14 protein-coding genes are annotated in these 13,785 nt (G+C 63.7%); 4 read left to right on the top strand and 10 right to left on the bottom strand.

Annotated features, from left to right (window positions below):
* The 3 genes from EOA33_RS08685 to tsaA all read right to left on the bottom strand — a co-directional run.
* Positions 1-679: aminotransferase class IV (locus EOA33_RS08685; protein ID WP_127405432.1), on the bottom strand; the 679-nt coding region annotated here is incomplete at its 3' end.
* Between the two features lie 113 nt (positions 680-792).
* On the bottom strand, positions 793-1,107 hold the full coding sequence (locus tag EOA33_RS08680; RefSeq protein ID WP_126053873.1) for a DUF2293 domain-containing protein: 315 nt from the start codon (positions 1,105-1,107) through the stop codon (positions 793-795).
* Positions 1,107-1,610: a tRNA (N6-threonylcarbamoyladenosine(37)-N6)-methyltransferase TrmO gene (tsaA, locus tag EOA33_RS08675; protein WP_127400296.1), complete on the bottom strand. Its 504-nt coding sequence runs from the start codon at positions 1,608-1,610 to the stop codon at positions 1,107-1,109. The genes EOA33_RS08680 and tsaA overlap by 1 nt, the downstream gene beginning before the upstream one ends.
* Positions 1,611-1,755: 145 nt before the next feature.
* Between tsaA and EOA33_RS08670 the strand changes: the two genes are divergently transcribed.
* Complete coding sequence (locus EOA33_RS08670) at positions 1,756-2,778, top strand: metalloregulator ArsR/SmtB family transcription factor (RefSeq protein ID WP_127405431.1); 1,023 nt, start codon at positions 1,756-1,758, stop codon at positions 2,776-2,778.
* Complete coding sequence (gene metF, locus EOA33_RS08665; RefSeq protein ID WP_127405430.1) at positions 2,778-3,695, top strand: methylenetetrahydrofolate reductase [NAD(P)H]; 918 nt, start codon at positions 2,778-2,780, stop codon at positions 3,693-3,695. The genes EOA33_RS08670 and metF overlap by 1 nt, the downstream gene beginning before the upstream one ends.
* A 497-nt stretch (positions 3,696-4,192) precedes the next feature.
* Here the strand turns inward: metF and EOA33_RS08660 are convergent, their stop codons facing one another.
* Positions 4,193-5,113: a DMT family transporter gene (locus EOA33_RS08660; RefSeq protein ID WP_127405429.1), complete on the bottom strand. Its 921-nt coding sequence runs from the start codon at positions 5,111-5,113 to the stop codon at positions 4,193-4,195.
* Positions 5,114-5,332: 219 nt separating this feature from the next.
* Between EOA33_RS08660 and EOA33_RS08655 the strand changes: the two genes are divergently transcribed.
* A complete protein-coding gene (locus EOA33_RS08655) occupies positions 5,333-6,553 on the top strand; it encodes an alanine racemase (protein ID WP_127405428.1) in 1,221 nt (406 codons plus the stop codon).
* A gap of 17 nt (positions 6,554-6,570) precedes the next feature.
* Here EOA33_RS08655 and EOA33_RS08650 read toward each other — a convergent pair whose 3' ends face one another.
* The 3 genes from EOA33_RS08650 to EOA33_RS08640 form a co-directional block, all read right to left on the bottom strand.
* Positions 6,571-6,954 (bottom strand): hypothetical protein, encoded by a 384-nt coding sequence (locus tag EOA33_RS08650; protein ID WP_127405427.1) that lies wholly within the window; start codon positions 6,952-6,954, stop codon positions 6,571-6,573.
* A gap of 30 nt (positions 6,955-6,984) precedes the next feature.
* Positions 6,985-8,163 carry a lytic murein transglycosylase gene (locus EOA33_RS08645; RefSeq protein WP_127405426.1) on the bottom strand — a complete coding sequence of 393 codons (1,179 nt, stop codon included), beginning with the start codon at positions 8,161-8,163 and terminating at the stop codon, positions 6,985-6,987.
* A gap of 178 nt (positions 8,164-8,341) precedes the next feature.
* The gene (locus EOA33_RS08640; RefSeq protein ID WP_127405425.1) at positions 8,342-9,136 is read right to left on the bottom strand and encodes a GH25 family lysozyme; all 795 of its coding nucleotides are present in this window, start codon (positions 9,134-9,136) and stop codon (positions 8,342-8,344) included.
* A 313-nt stretch (positions 9,137-9,449) separates the two neighbouring features.
* On the opposite strand from EOA33_RS08640, the gene EOA33_RS08635 reads away from it, so the two are divergent.
* Positions 9,450-10,829, top strand: a complete 1,380-nt coding sequence (locus tag EOA33_RS08635; protein ID WP_127405424.1) for a serine hydrolase — start codon at positions 9,450-9,452, stop codon at positions 10,827-10,829.
* Here EOA33_RS08635 and EOA33_RS08630 read toward each other — a convergent pair whose 3' ends face one another.
* The 3 genes from EOA33_RS08630 to EOA33_RS08620 all read right to left on the bottom strand — a co-directional run.
* On the bottom strand, positions 10,830-11,495 hold the full coding sequence (locus EOA33_RS08630) for a class I SAM-dependent methyltransferase (RefSeq protein ID WP_127405423.1): 666 nt from the start codon (positions 11,493-11,495) through the stop codon (positions 10,830-10,832).
* Entirely contained in the window at positions 11,495-12,787 is a 1,293-nt protein-coding gene (locus EOA33_RS08625; RefSeq protein ID WP_127405422.1) for a DUF3419 family protein, read from the bottom strand. Before EOA33_RS08625 ends, EOA33_RS08630 begins: the two co-directional genes overlap by 1 nt.
* Positions 12,788-12,818: 31 nt before the next feature.
* A partial coding sequence (locus EOA33_RS08620) for a hydantoinase B/oxoprolinase family protein (protein WP_190234229.1) occupies positions 12,819-13,785 on the bottom strand: 967 nt, incomplete at its 5' end.

The following is a 13,785-nucleotide window of genomic DNA, read 5'->3' as shown; positions in this document are numbered from 1 at the left end:
GCGTCGACAATTTGGCGTCCTTGACCAGGAAAACGTTGAAGCCCGGGCCCTCGGCGACATTGCCGTTGAAATCGAGGATCAGCGCGGTTTCGGCGCCACGGTCATAGGCGTCGTAGAGGCCGCGCACCAGGTCGAGCCAGTGGTAGTTCTTGATCGACGGATCGACCGAGGCCGGCGGGATGCGCACCTTGTCGCTGATCGCGACATGCAGACCGCGCCGCAACTGCTCGGCATTGGCGACGGAGCCGAACGGCACGGCGAAGGCCATGAAGCGGTTCACCGCCTGGCGCGGGTCGCGGCTGAAGGTGGGCGAGGCGCCGCGCGTGCACAGCATTTCGACATAGGCGGCGCGATGGCCGGACAGCGCCACGCAATTGTGCAGGATCTCGGTCACCGCTTCGCGGTCGAACGGAATCGTCATGCGCAGCTTCTCCAGCCCGCCGAAGAAGCGATCGAGATGCAGATCCAGCCGGAAGAAGCTGCCGTCCCAGACATGGACGGTGTCGTAAGTGGCGTCGGAATGCAGGAAACCCCAGTCCAGCACGGAGATCTTGGCTTGCGACATCGGCAGGTATTGCCCGTCGAGAAAGGCGACGCCGTGGGGATAGGCATGCGGATCGATGTGGCGGTCTGATAGAACAGGCCCGGTGGGCGTGGTGGCAGCAGCGTTCTGGCTCATCGCGGTCGTCCCTGCTCGATGTGACAAGACAGGCTAGCGCGCTGTCCCCTATGCAGTAGAGCCAGCCCGCTGCCCCTGTTTGGCCTCGGGTCCACCCAGGGAGGGCGGTTGCCTCATTCCTCCTCGTCGTCGGATTCCAGCAGGCGCGTGGCGCGCCAGCGGGTCAGCACGATGTTGGTCTGTTCGATGACGAAGAAGCGCGCGGAGTCGCGGTCATAGCCCTCGGCCAAGAGCTTCTCATAGTCGGTGTGGACGTGGCGGATATGGGCGATCGTCGCCAGCCAGACGGAGATCGACGCCGGCAGATTGTGCAGACGCGCCGAGCCAGCGTCGGCGCGGATCTTCTCGATGTCGGCGTAGGGTGCCAGCGGCAACAGGGTGGTCAGCGCCTTGGCGATGGCGCGGCGGCGGTTGGTCGGCGCTTTCATCACTCGTCGCGTCCGGCAATGACCGCCTCGGCAAACGCATCGGTCGAGGCAAAATAGGGCTTTATGTCGATGACCGGCGTGCCATCGAGCACGTCAATGGCATCGAGGTCGAGACGTCCGGCTTCGATGTCGAGTGCGACGAGCTTCGCCACATGCAGCCCGACGGGATTCGGCCGGGCAGGGGAGCGCAACGAAAAAACGCCTTTCGGCTCAGCAGCGTGGCGTGGTTTCTGCACAATCAGATTCCGCGGCGCCTGATCGAACCAGGACAGGATGATGACATGGCTGGCGCGATCCAGCCCGGCAAGGCCCTCGCGATAGGCCGGGTCGATCGTCAGCACCGCCGCCTGTCCCATCTTGCGCGCCGCCCGCATGTTCTTCGGGCAGGTCGCGCGACTCGTCCATGGCGAGGCGATCCGGCCGATGAAGACGACATGGCCGTCCCGCGGCATGGCGGCCGGATCAGTTTCCAGCAGCCTTTCGCCTTCACGTGTCTCGAACATGGCTCTGGCCTCGCTCTTCCGAAAAACGGTTTCCGCCTGTGAATCATGCATGCGTCATTTTCTTGTCCGGAAGCGACATTGGTCTTGCATGGTTGTCAAAATCGACATAAACATATGTTTATATCTTTTTCAAAGAGAAACACTCATGCATGTTTCGCTCGACACGATGGTGGACACCCTCAAGGCAGCTGCCGAATCCAGCCGGCTGCGCATCCTCGCGCTCCTGTCGCGCGGCGACCTGACCGTTTCCGATCTTACCGAAATTCTCGGCCAGTCGCAGCCGCGCGTGTCGCGCCATCTGAAGCTGCTGCTGGAGGCGGGACTGATCGGGCGCTACCAGGAGGGGTCGTGGGCCTTCTTCCGCTTGTCTGATACGGATGCCGCGCGCGATTTCGTGCTGAGGCTGGTTTCCGGCATCCGCGGCGCCGATCCGCAGGTCGAGCGGGACCTCGAGCGGCTGGCGGCGGTCAAGCGCAAGCGGCAGGACCGCGCCGCCGAATATTTCTCCGAGAATGCCGCGAGTTGGGATCACATCCGCTCGCTGCATGTGCCGGACCGCGCCGTCGAGGCAGCGCTGCTCAAGCTCGTCGGCAAGCGGCCGTTCCAGTCGATGCTCGACCTCGGCACCGGAACCGGCCGGCTGCTCGAGATATTTTCGCCGCTCTACCGGCGCGGCGTCGGCATCGACATGTCGCGCGAGATGCTGACTGTGGCTCGCGCCAATCTCGACAAGGCCGGCATTGCCAATGCGCAGGTGCGGCAGGGCGACATCTTCGCGCCGCCGGTCGAGCGCGACGCCTTTGATCTCGTCACAATCCACCAGGTGCTGCACTATCTCGACGATCCCGCCCGCGCCATCCGTGAGGCGGCCAGGCTGCTGCGCCCGGCTGGCCGGCTGGTGATCGTCGATTTCGCGCCGCATGCGCTGGAGTTCCTGCGCGATCAGCACGCGCATATGCGGCTCGGCTTTTCCGACCGGCAGATCGCAGAATGGTTCGCCGAGGCGGGCCTCGCGCTCGAGGACAGCCAGGAATTCGAGCCGCGCGGCCAGGCCGAGGCCAGGCTCACCGTCAAGCTGTGGCTCGGCCGCGACCGCCGCATGCTGATCGCCGACCCCTCAAACGACACACTACCGGCCAAAGCATACCAAATTGGGGAAACAGCCTAATGAACCAGTTCCGCTTTTCCCGCCGCCCCGATATTGGCGACAAGGTTCGGGTCTCGTTCGAGTTCTTCCCGCCGAAGACGGACGAGATGGAAGCCAGGCTGTGGGACACCGTCACCCGGCTGGAGCCGCTCAAGCCGAAATTCGTCTCGGTGACCTATGGCGCCGGCGGCTCGACGCGCGAGCGTACGGCCCGCACGGTCAAGCGCATCCTCAACGAGACGACGCTGACGCCTGCAGCGCACATGACCTGCGTCGACGCCGCGCGCGATCAGGTCGACGCCGTGGTGCGCGAATTCGCCGACATGGGCGTCACCCGCTTCGTCGCGCTCCGCGGCGATCCGGCCGCTGGCGTCGGCACCGCCTACAGGCCGCATCCGGACGGCTATGCCAATGGCGCGGAGCTGGTCGGCGCGATGAAGAGCGCCGGCGATTTCGACATCTCGGTCTCCGCCTACCCGGAAAAGCATCCGGAAAGCCCCGACTTCGCCACCGACTTCGACATGCTGAAGCGCAAGGCCGACAATGGCGCGACCCGCGCCATCACCCAGTTCTTCTTCGACAACGATCTCTACGAGCGCTATGTCGAGCGGGCGCGGCGGGCAGGCATCTATATTCCGATCGTGCCGGGCATCCTGCCGGTGCACAATTTCACCCAGGTCGCCAATTTCTCGGCGCGCTGCGGCGCGCTGGTGCCGGCGTGGCTGGCCGAACGCTTCGAGGGATTGCAGAACGACCCGCAGACGCATGCGCTGGTGGCCTCCGCCGTGGCGGCCGAGCAGGTGCTGGACCTGGTCGAACGCGGCGTCAGCGACTTCCATTTCTACACAATGAACCGCGCCGACCTGGTCTTTGCCATCTGCCACATGATCGGCATCCGCTCGCATGAAGCGGAAGCGGCGGGCTCGGCCGCGGCCTGAGCTGTCGTCGTGACATGAAATGCAAAAGGCCGGGTGAAACCCGGCCTTTCGAAATGAATTGACTGTCAGCTGCTGTTTTCTTCCGCTCTGGCGGTTACGGAAGAACGCCTATGATTAGGGCGCCGATGAATGCAAACGCTGCACAAATCATCAATGCGTTGATTGGCCTCGTCAGTCCCATGTCATAGCCTCCTCTTAAGAGCTATGGCAGGAGTCTAGGGTCATTTGTGCCACAGGCAAGCGGAAAATGTGCTGCAATGCGACGTGATTGTGGAATTTGCGACCTAGCTTTTGCCGTTAGGCATTGAAACTCTTCGGCAAAAGTCGGCTTAGGGCTTGTGAATAAATTGTGGCGGGGCTGCGGCGGAAGCTGGGCATGGCAGCGCTACCAGGGTTGACTCGGACGGCCTTGCCGCATCGACATCCGATTTGAAATGCGCGATGCGGAAGTCAATCAAAGGATCTAGATCGGCCTTGCGTCCGGCGAACAACGAGCGTCAGCGTTGGCCGAACAAGCGCCCATCGATGGTGACGAGGCCCAGCCCGATCAATGCCATGCCGCCCATTTCGAACAGCTCGAGCCGCTCTCCCAGGAACAGGAAACCGAGCAGCATGGCGCTAACCGGTACGATGAGCGTGACCAGCGAGGCGTTGGTGGCGCCGGCCGAGGCGACAAGGTTGAAATAGAGAATGTAGGCGAAGGCGGTGGAGAGCAGCGCCAGCCCCAGCACCGCCGCCCAGACAGGTGGCGAGGCCGCAAACAAACCGGCAGGACCATGGGCGAGGAGCACGACCGGGATCATGATGATGGTCGAGGCGGTCAATTGTCCGGTGGCGATGACCGGCGAGGGCAGGCCCTTGAAGCGGCGGGCGATCATCAGCGCGATGGCGTAGGACAGCGAGGCGCCGATCAGCGCGAATTTCGCCCAGACCGGACCGCCGAGCCCGGCAAGCAGGCCGGGACCGATCATCACCGCCGTGCCGGCGATGCCGAGCGCAATGCCGGCAAGCTTGTTCCAGGACAGTTTCTCGTCAGATGTCAGCGCATTGGCGAGGACCAGGGTCCAGAACGGCGTGGTGGCGTTGAGCACCGAGGCGATACCGGCGCCAAGTTCTGTCTGGCCGGCGAAGATCAGCGGGAAAGGGACGACATTGTTGGCAAGCGCCAGCAGGAATAACAGGCCTGCGTGCGGGAGGGCGAGGCGGAAGGAAGGGCCGCGCACCGCCAGATAGAGCTGGAGCGCTGCCGCCGCGATGGCGACACGAAACAGCACCAGCACCAGGGGCGAAAGTTCCGAGACGGCGATGCGGGCGAAGAAGAACGACCCGCCCCAGATCGCGCCGAGCAAAAGCAGCTGTCCCCAATCGGCAAGCGTCATCGGGCCGCGAGCCGTGGCGGTGGCTGCTGCTGTTGCCATATGCTTGCCCTCCCGGACCGTCGGAATGCCAATCCTGTCGAATGTCCTGTTCAAGCCATATGCGGTTCCGAAGCAAGCGCCACCCGAAACCTGGCGGCTGGCCTAGCTCTTCCCACAACCGGCTTAGCTCAGCAGCCGTAACAGGCCGAGACACAGAATTGTTTTCTTTGGCCGCTAGCTTGGATTAATTGTGCGCAGCCTAGTTTGAGGGATTCGTCCATGCAGCGATTCGAGAATGCCCGCGAGGCGGCGCTGGCGCTTCGTCCGGACGATCCGGTCTATTGTTTTCGCCCGCAGGTGCTGAGGGCCGACGCCCTGCAGTTCATGGGCATGTTTCCCGGCAAGACGGCCTATGCGGTCAAGACCAATGGCGAGCAGATCGTGCTGAAGGCGCTGGCCGAGGCTGGCGTCACCGCTTTCGACGTCGCTTCGCCCGGCGAGTTCGCCGCCGTGCGCGCCGTCTCCCCCGATGCCGAGATGCTCTACATGCATCCGATCAAAGCGCAGTCCGACATCAAGCTGGCGCTGGAGAAATACGGCATCCGCGTCATCTCGCTCGACCATGAGGACGAGATCACCAAGCTGACCAGGGTGGTGCGGGCGCTCGACATCGATCCTGGCGCCATCACTGTCTTTGTGCGCATCCAGACAAAGGGATCGGCCGCCTACGAACTGTCGAAGAAGTTCGGCGCCGGGCCGGCCAATGCGGTGGAACTCGCCGAGCGGCTCAACCGCACCGGCTACAAGGTCGGGCTCTGCTTCCATGTCGGCAGCCAGATCGAGGACCCGGACACCTATGAGCGGGCGCTGGCCTCGGCAGACTGGGTGCGCAACCGACTGACCTTCGACATTGCCGGGCTCGATGTAGGTGGCGGCTTTCCGGCCGAGTATGGCCATGATCCCAACCGCAAGCAGGTCGAAATGCCATCGCTCGGCCAGATCATGTCGCGGCTGTCGGGCGACATCAAGGAATACCAGTTCGACCAGGTGCCGCTGGTGGCGGAGCCCGGACGGGTGATCGTTGCGCGCTGCCTGTCGCTGATCGTGCGCGTGCTCTTGCGCAAGGGCAAGCGGCTCTACATCAATGACGGTATCTGGGCATCGTTGTCGGATTCATGGACGGGCAAGATCACGCTGCCGGCGCGCTTCATCCCGGATCCGGCGATCCGTTCGCGCAACGGCGAAGAGAAGAACATCGTGCCGTTCAAGGTCTGCGGCGCGACCTGCGATTCCGTCGACATCCTGTCCAGACCATTCTGGCTGCCGGAAACGGTCGACACCGGCGACTGGATCGAGATCGGCCATATCGGGGCTTACTCATTGTCGCTGCGGACCCGCTTCAACGGCTTCTTCCCCGACACTTTCGTCGAGGTGACGACACCGTTCGACGAGGGCGATGCGCCGCAGGGTTTCGCGAGTTTGGAGACGATGGCGGATTGAAATCCGTTGGAGATGGCCTACCAGCCGATCATTCTTACGAAATTGTCAAATTTCTCGATGCCCAGTGGCGCAGGATAGCGTCTGCTGAATTCGGCCGCCTTGAAGGGCTTTGAAAAGTAGGTGAACTCCCACTCACGACGGTCGGGGAGATAGTCAACGCGCAGGTTTTCGCGGTTGAATTCAATGGGATTGTTCACGCTGATGACCAACGTGTGCATCGAAGTGAAGGCGTGGAATCTGCCCTCCGCATAGGCAGAACGGATGTGGCGAATGAGATTGACCAAAGGCTTTTGATCGAACGATTCTTGGATAAGTGAAGCGTAGAATGCCTCGATGTCAGCCCACGGTTTCGGAGACGCGGTAATCGGCGTGTAGCCGTTCTTTGGGTCGAAGCCGCTCATACATTGCTTTCAACGTGCTCGCGCCAACGACTACAGCCTCGCCAAAAGCTCCGGCGTGGGCCAACCGTCCACCGGGAGGCCAAGCCGCATCTGTTCCTTGCGGATTGCCTCGCGGGTGTTGGTGCCGAGGATGCCGTCGACTGTGCCGACATCGTAGCCTTTGGCTTCGAGCTTCGTCTGCAGCGCCTTCATCTGATCGCCGCTGAGGCCGGGTTCGGGATCGCGTGGATCGAGTTGTGGGGCGCCCGCCAGCCGGGCGGCAAGGTTGGCCGCGGTCAGCGCGTAGGTGAATGACTGGTTCCATTCGAGATAGACGTCGAAATTGTCGTAGGTGAGGAAGGCCGGTCCCTTGCGGCCCATCGGCAGCGCCAGTCCGGCCTTGAGGCCGTTGTCGATGAGCGGCGTGCCGTCCGGGTTGGTGACGCCCCAGGCGGCCCATTGCGGCAAAGGCAGCTTGTTGGTGCGGCCGGTCTGGTCCCAGGGCATGTCGTCGGGCGCCCGGACTTCCTCGATCCAGGGCTGGTCGCGCTTCCAGCCGCGCGACAGCACCTTGTTGGCCGTGGTCATGATCACGTCCGGCACGCTGTGACGCAAGTCGACGATGCCGTCGCCGTCGCCGTCGACGCCGCGGGCAAGGTAGTCGGTCGGCAGGATCTGCGTCTGGCCGATCTCACCGGCCCAGGCGCCGGTCACGTCGGCAGGCAGGACGCCGCGATCGATCAGCGTCAATAGCGGCACGAGTTGGGGACGGAAAAGCTGCGGGCGGCGGCAGTCATGCGAGAGCGTCACCAGCGCGCTCAGCGTGTGGAAATCGCCCTGGACGGCGCCGAAATCGGTCTCGAGCGCCCAAAAGGCGGCGATGACGGGCGCCTGGACGCCGAATTCCTGGTCGGCGCGGGCGAAGACGTCGGCGTATTTCTTCAGATTGGCTCCGCCCTGCTTCAGGCGGTAAGCCGAGATCATGCGGTTGGAGAATTCGGTGAAGGTCTGGGTGAAGACGCCCTGGGCGCGGTCACGAGCCAGGACCTTGTCGTCGAGGCTCGCCTGTTCCAGCGCGTTCAGGCCGACGGCGCCGACGCCGGCCGCCTTGGCTTCCGCCTCCACGCCCTGTTTCCAGGTGTTGAAATCGTCTCCGCACTCCTGCGCCGCCGCCGGCCAGGCAAGAGCGCCGACAACCAGCGCCGCCAAGATGTCAACACGCAATCGCATCGCTTCCCTTTCGAAACCGGCGCACGCCCCGCCGAACCCGAACCGGTTCTGGCCAGGACCATGCGTGATTCAAAGCTCAGGAGCGTCCTCGGGCACCCGCCTGGTACGCCGCTCCGGACTGCCAGCAGCTCAATACATCGCCGCTGGTCGTGTCGAAAAGCAGGCAGGACGGCTCATGTCAACGGGTGTTCTGCCGCAGCCACTTGTTCCAGGCGACTTCCGAGCCGTTGAAAACGTTGATGTCGGATTTGCCGGTCATGCCCGGAACGATGCCGGTTCCGGTATATTGCCAGAAGGTGAAGGGGTGGCTGCCATACTTCTGGCGAGGGTGGCCAGCGACCGAGCGCAGCCAATAGGGATAGCCGCGGAAGGTCGCGAGGCCGTTGTCGTCGAAGAAGTCGATCGAGGTGTAGATGATCGGCTTCTTGCCGTAGTGCCGCTCGACGATTTCGAGGAAAGTGGTCATCTCCGCGCGCACCGTGGCCGGGTCGGGCCGCAGCCGGCACGTCGGCGATTTCGGGTTCCATTCCATATCGAGCACCGGCGGCATCGCCGAACGGTCTTTGGGGACGTTGGCGATGAACCAGCGCGCCTGCGTGGCGGCGGGTGTGCAGAAATAGAAGAAATGATAGGCCGCGCGCGGAATTCCCACGGCTCTCGTGCGCGCCCAGTGCTCGTTGAAATAGTCGTCGAAGCGGTCGCCGCCCTCGGTCGCCTTGATGAAGGCGAAGGAAATGCCGCTCGCCTTGGCTGCCGGCCAGTCCACCGATGTCTGGTATTTCGAGACGTCGGTACCGTGGATGGCAAAGCTCCACGGCGCACCGCTGTCCCACTCATGCGGCTTGGAATCCTCGAAGCGCGGTGCGCGCACCGCAACCATCGGGCTGCTGGAGGACATCACCGGCGTCAGGTCGTCAACGGTCGAGCAGGCGCCCAGCAGCGTCAGCATGATGAGGGCCGCAAGACGGCGCATCGCTACTCCTGAGCCGGGTTCAGCCGGCCGCTGATGGGTCGTTTCGGGTGGCCCCCTTGGCCGTCCCCCGCCGGACGATCACCCCACAGGAACGTCCAGTCTCCTCAAAGCGCACCCTTTTGGCGCGCTTTAATCTCTCTTTCCAGTGCATGTCGTTGTCCCAAAACCGCTGCGCACTTTTGGGCGACATGCATCATGTGATCGCCGATCATGGTTGATATTCGGTTGACGGCGCTCGACAGCAGCCGAGATTTTGAGGCAGCAATGGCGGCAAATCGATGGCATAAATCGGGCGCCACACGCAGGGGGTGAGATGCGGATCGTCGTCAAGATCGTCAAATGGTTGCTCGGCCTGGTCGTGCTGGCGATAGCAGCGTTGGTCGCCTGGCTCTATGTCGCGCCGCCCGAACTGATCCGCGTCGGTTCCGGCTATTCGGCCAAGATCGTGTGCTCGAACGTTTTCATCGCCGGGCGCGACGCCAACCAGGTGCTCGCCGTCGATGTCCAGGCGCCGGGCCATCCGCTGCTCAGGCTGATGAGAGTGTCGGTGGACAAGGAACGCGGCATGGTCTCGGCAGGCCTGTTCGGCGTGCTCGGCAAAAGCGTGGCCGTCGCGCGCGACGGGCTAGGCTGCGCTACCGTTCCGGACGGCAACACCGGCAAGGCGAGGCAGACGGCGATCTACGCCGGGCCGGCCGCCACCAGGCAGGATGCGCTGTGGCCGGAGGGTGAGCGAGTGGACGCCTCGCAGAATCCAGAAATCGCGAAGATCGTCGACGACGCGGCCATGGCCGGCGCCGGCATGCGCGCCGTGGTCGTGGTGAAGAACAGCCATATCGTCGCCGAGCGCTATGGCGAGGGCTTTTCTGCAAAGACGCCGCTGCTCGGCTGGTCGATGACCAAGACGGTCAATGCCGCCATCGTCGGCACGCTGGTCAAGGACGGCAAGCTGGCGATCGACAACAAGGGCCTGTTCGCGCCCTGGAAGGCGGATGGGCGCGCCGCGATCAGCCTTGCCGACCTGATGGCGATGTCGAGCGGGCTGGAGTTCAACGAGGATTATGGCGACGTCGCCGATGTGACGCGCATGCTCTATCTCGAACCCGACATGGCGGGTTTTGCCGAAGCCAAGCCGCTGACCGGCGAGGTGGGCAAGGTGTTTTCCTATTCGAGCGGCACGGCGGTGATGCTGTCGCGGCTGTGGCAGGACGCCATCGGCGACAAGGCCAAGGCGCTGACCTGGCCGCGGACGTCGTTGTTCGAGCCGCTCGGCATGCACAGCGCCGTGCTCGAAACCGACGAGCAGGGCAGCTTTGTCGGCTCGTCCTATCTCTACGCCACGGCGCATGACTGGGCGCGGTTCGGTCAGTTCCTGCTGCAGGGCGGGGTCTGGAACGGCAATCAGCTCCTGCCCGCCGGCTTCGTCGACTGGATGCGGGAGCCGGCGGCGGCCTCGAAGGTCTACGGCAAAGGCCAGTTATGGATCGAAGGGCCGGGCGATGAGGAGAACCCTGGCGCCGGCGTCGCGGCCGGCCTGCCCAAGGACACCTATTGGATGGAGGGGCATGACGGCCAGACGGTCGCCATCATCCCGTCGGAGCAGCTGGTGGTGGTGCGGCTTGGACTGACACCGGCCAAGCTCAACTATCGCCCGCAGGTGATGGTTGGCGCGTTGGTGGAGGCGCTTCACTGACTACCTGGCTGCGCCGATCACGCCGAGCCAAGCGTAGCCGCGATAAAGCGTTCTGAAATGGAAGGTTGCGCCGGTTCGCTCGGATTCTGATTCCAAAACCTCGCGCAGCGATTCACGCGGCGCGACGTGGAATCTTTTGAGCCAGCCGCGCAGCAGCGCCCGGAACCAGCGCGGCAGGCCCTCCTGCTGACCGAAATCGACGACATGCAGGGAGCCGCCTGGCGCCAGCGCGGCGAGTGCCGCTGAAACCGTTTTTTCCCAGCCCGGGATCATCGACAACGAGTAGGACACGAAGATGCGGTCGAAACGCGCGACGCCGTAGAGCGTGCCAGCGTCGAAATTGGTGGCGTCGCCGAGCGCCAGAGTGACGCGGCCGGACCGGTTTTCGCGGGCGATGGCTGCTGCCGCCGTCTCCAGCATTTCCGCCGAGATATCGAGGCCGAAGAAGCGCGCCTCGGGATAGCGGCGGGCGGCGAGGATGATGTTGCGGCCGGTGCCGCAGCCGAGCTCGAGCACGGTTCCGCCCGGGGGCACCTCCAGTCCTGATATCAGGCGGTCGCGGCCGAGCAGATAGTATTTGCGGGTGAGATCGTAGATGTGGCGCTGCCAGCGATAGACGCCGTCCATCAGCTCGGCATGGCTGGCGGGCAGTTCGGTGGTGCTCATCAGCGCTTCACATAGAGGTGGAAGCCGCCATAGATGGCCGAACGGTCGCGCGCGGAGAAGTCGCGCGAGGCCTCGGCCTCGTAGCTCCACTGGTCAAGCAGCGAGTTGGAGACGCGACCGGGCAGCAGGCTGGGCTCGGCCGCCGTGCGGAAGATGACGCGGGCGCCGGCCGATGCCGTGCGGGTGATCTCGGCCCACAGCGCGTTGAGCTGGTCGTCGGTCATCCAGTCCTGCGCGTCGAGCAGGATGAAGCGGTCGACCGCGCCCGCATCCTTGCCGGCGAGGAACTCGATCAGGTTGGTGTGGTTGATGGCGACGCGGTCGATGTTGTCGCGGATCACCTTGTAATTCCGCTTCTCCAGATAGGCGGGGAGTGCTGCCTCGCCGGGCTCGGGATAGCGGCGGGCAAAGGCCTGCCAGGCGAAATAGTTGGTGTTCAGCGGGAAATCGCAGGCGAGCTTTTCCAACCTGGCCTTGAGCACGCTGGCCATCGTGCCGTCGCCCGAGGTGATCAGCGAATCGTACTGCGCCGGCGGAATGCCGAGACCGAACAGCGAAGCCTTGCGCGACGTCGCCCATTTCAGCAGCGGCTTTTCGAAGACCGGCGCCAGCTCCTCGTTGAAGAAGCGGCGCTGCTCGCCGATGTTGCTGGCCTGCATGATGCCGGCGGGGTCGACGCCAAAGAACTTGCCGACGCGATGGCCCATGGCGATGAACAGGCCGAGCAGGCCGGTCTGGTAGAAATTATGGTCGAAGACCTCGATGCGCCGGCGGCCGCGCCAGTTGCGGCGCTCCCAGTAGTGGCGGCTGACCGGATCGAGATGCGGCGCGATGAAGCGGTCGTAGGCTTCCGAATTGTGGCTGGGGTCGGCGGCGCCGAAGAAGCGGAACAGGTCGCCCTGCGACGGCAGGCGGCGCACCGCCTCGAGCTTCATACGGTTCAGCGCGATATGGGCGGCGTTGAGGTCGACGGCATCAATCCGTTCGGGCGAACGGGTGAGGTAGGCGAGGATGTTGCAGCCGCCCGACGCGATGGTGACGATGCGGTGGCCGGCGCCAAGCTGCATGGCCTCCATGTCGACATCGGGGTCTTCCCAGATCTGCGGATAGACGAGGCCGGAAAACAGGAAGGCGAAGAGCCGCTCCGAGATGCCGGCCTTCGACAGCGGGCGATTCTGGTAGACGGCTTTTCCAACTTCCTTGCCGCGACGAAAAACCAGATCTCCGGAAACGTCCGTCATGGCAAGTTGATTCCCCGTTTGTGTTGGCGCAAGCGGGTAGCGCAGGGTCATGACAGGCTGGTGACAGCCTGTTGACGCCAAATCAGGCCTTCCTGCCAAATCCTCCAGGGGTCGGCGTGGTGACGATGACGGCCTCGCCGGCGTCGAGAACGGTCTGGTCGCAGGCTTTCAGCACATCGATGGCGCCATTGTTTCGACGGACCTTGGTGGAGCCCGCCTCACCGTCGCCGCCGCCGTCCAGGCCTTGCGGTGGCCGGTTGCGGTGTGAGGACAGGATCGCGCATTCCATCCTTTCGAGGAAACGGATGGTGCGCTTCGTGCCGTCGCCGGCATCCCATCTGCCCTTGCCGCCGGAGCCTTCGCGAATGTGGAAATCCTCGAGCAGCACGGGGAAGCGCAGTTCCAGCACTTCCGGATCGGTGAGGCGGGAATTCGTCATATGGGTATGGACGCCTGAGGTGCCGGCAAAACCGCGGCCGGAGTTCATTTGGCCGGCGGGCGAGCCCGAGCAGATCGTCTCGTAATACTGGTACTGCTTGTTGCCGAAGGTGAGGTTGTTCATCGTCCCTTGCGCATTGGCCATCGCGCCCATGGCGCCGAACAGCGCATTGGTCACATGCTGCGAGGTCTCGACATTGCCGGCGACGACTGCTGCCGGATATGAAGGCTTCAGCATACAGTCGTCGGGGATGACGATGTTGATCGGCCTGAGACACCCGGCGTTCATCGGGATCATGTCCTCGACCATGACGCGGAAGGCATAGAGCACGGCGGCGCGGGCGACGGGTTCCGGCGCGTTGAAATTGTTCTTTTCCACCTTCGAGGTTCCGGTGAAGTCGACCGTTGCTTCGCGCTTTTGCCGATCGACAGAAATCCTGACCCTGATCACCTGGCCGGTGTCGGTGGGATATTCATAGTCGGAGGTGTCGGGAAGCCGTTCCAGCACGCGCCGCACGCTCTCTGCGGCATTGTCCTGGACGTGGCCCATATAGGCCTCGACGACATCGAGGCCGAAATGCGCGACCATCTTGCGCAATTCGGCAACGCCC

The sequence above is a fragment of the Mesorhizobium sp. M4A.F.Ca.ET.050.02.1.1 genome, assembly GCF_003997725.1.
Lineage (GTDB): Bacteria > Pseudomonadota > Alphaproteobacteria > Rhizobiales > Rhizobiaceae > Mesorhizobium.
The sequence above is the reverse complement of the archived record's forward strand: the minus strand, read 5'-3'. Positions and strand labels throughout refer to the sequence as shown.

Excerpts from the sequence above, each read along its gene's own strand:
- EOA33_RS08680 (WP_126053873.1), bottom strand. The coding sequence starts at position 1,107 with ATGAAAGCGCCGACCAACCGCCGCCGCGCCATCGCCAAGGCGCTGACC.
- tsaA (WP_127400296.1), bottom strand. The coding sequence starts at position 1,610 with ATGTTCGAGACACGTGAAGGCGAAAGGCTGCTGGAAACTGATCCGGCC.
- EOA33_RS08670 (WP_127405431.1), top strand. The coding sequence starts at position 1,756 with ATGCATGTTTCGCTCGACACGATGGTGGACACCCTCAAGGCAGCTGCC.
- metF (WP_127405430.1), top strand. The coding sequence starts at position 2,778 with ATGAACCAGTTCCGCTTTTCCCGCCGCCCCGATATTGGCGACAAGGTT.
- EOA33_RS08660 (WP_127405429.1), bottom strand. The coding sequence starts at position 5,113 with ATGGCAACAGCAGCAGCCACCGCCACGGCTCGCGGCCCGATGACGCTT.
- EOA33_RS08655 (WP_127405428.1), top strand. The coding sequence starts at position 5,333 with ATGCAGCGATTCGAGAATGCCCGCGAGGCGGCGCTGGCGCTTCGTCCG.
- EOA33_RS08650 (WP_127405427.1), bottom strand. The coding sequence starts at position 6,954 with ATGAGCGGCTTCGACCCAAAGAACGGCTACACGCCGATTACCGCGTCT.
- EOA33_RS08645 (WP_127405426.1), bottom strand. The coding sequence starts at position 8,163 with ATGCGATTGCGTGTTGACATCTTGGCGGCGCTGGTTGTCGGCGCTCTT.
- EOA33_RS08640 (WP_127405425.1), bottom strand. The coding sequence starts at position 9,136 with ATGCGCCGTCTTGCGGCCCTCATCATGCTGACGCTGCTGGGCGCCTGC.
- EOA33_RS08635 (WP_127405424.1), top strand. The coding sequence starts at position 9,450 with ATGCGGATCGTCGTCAAGATCGTCAAATGGTTGCTCGGCCTGGTCGTG.
- EOA33_RS08630 (WP_127405423.1), bottom strand. The coding sequence starts at position 11,495 with ATGAGCACCACCGAACTGCCCGCCAGCCATGCCGAGCTGATGGACGGC.
- EOA33_RS08625 (WP_127405422.1), bottom strand. The coding sequence starts at position 12,787 with ATGACCCTGCGCTACCCGCTTGCGCCAACACAAACGGGGAATCAACTT.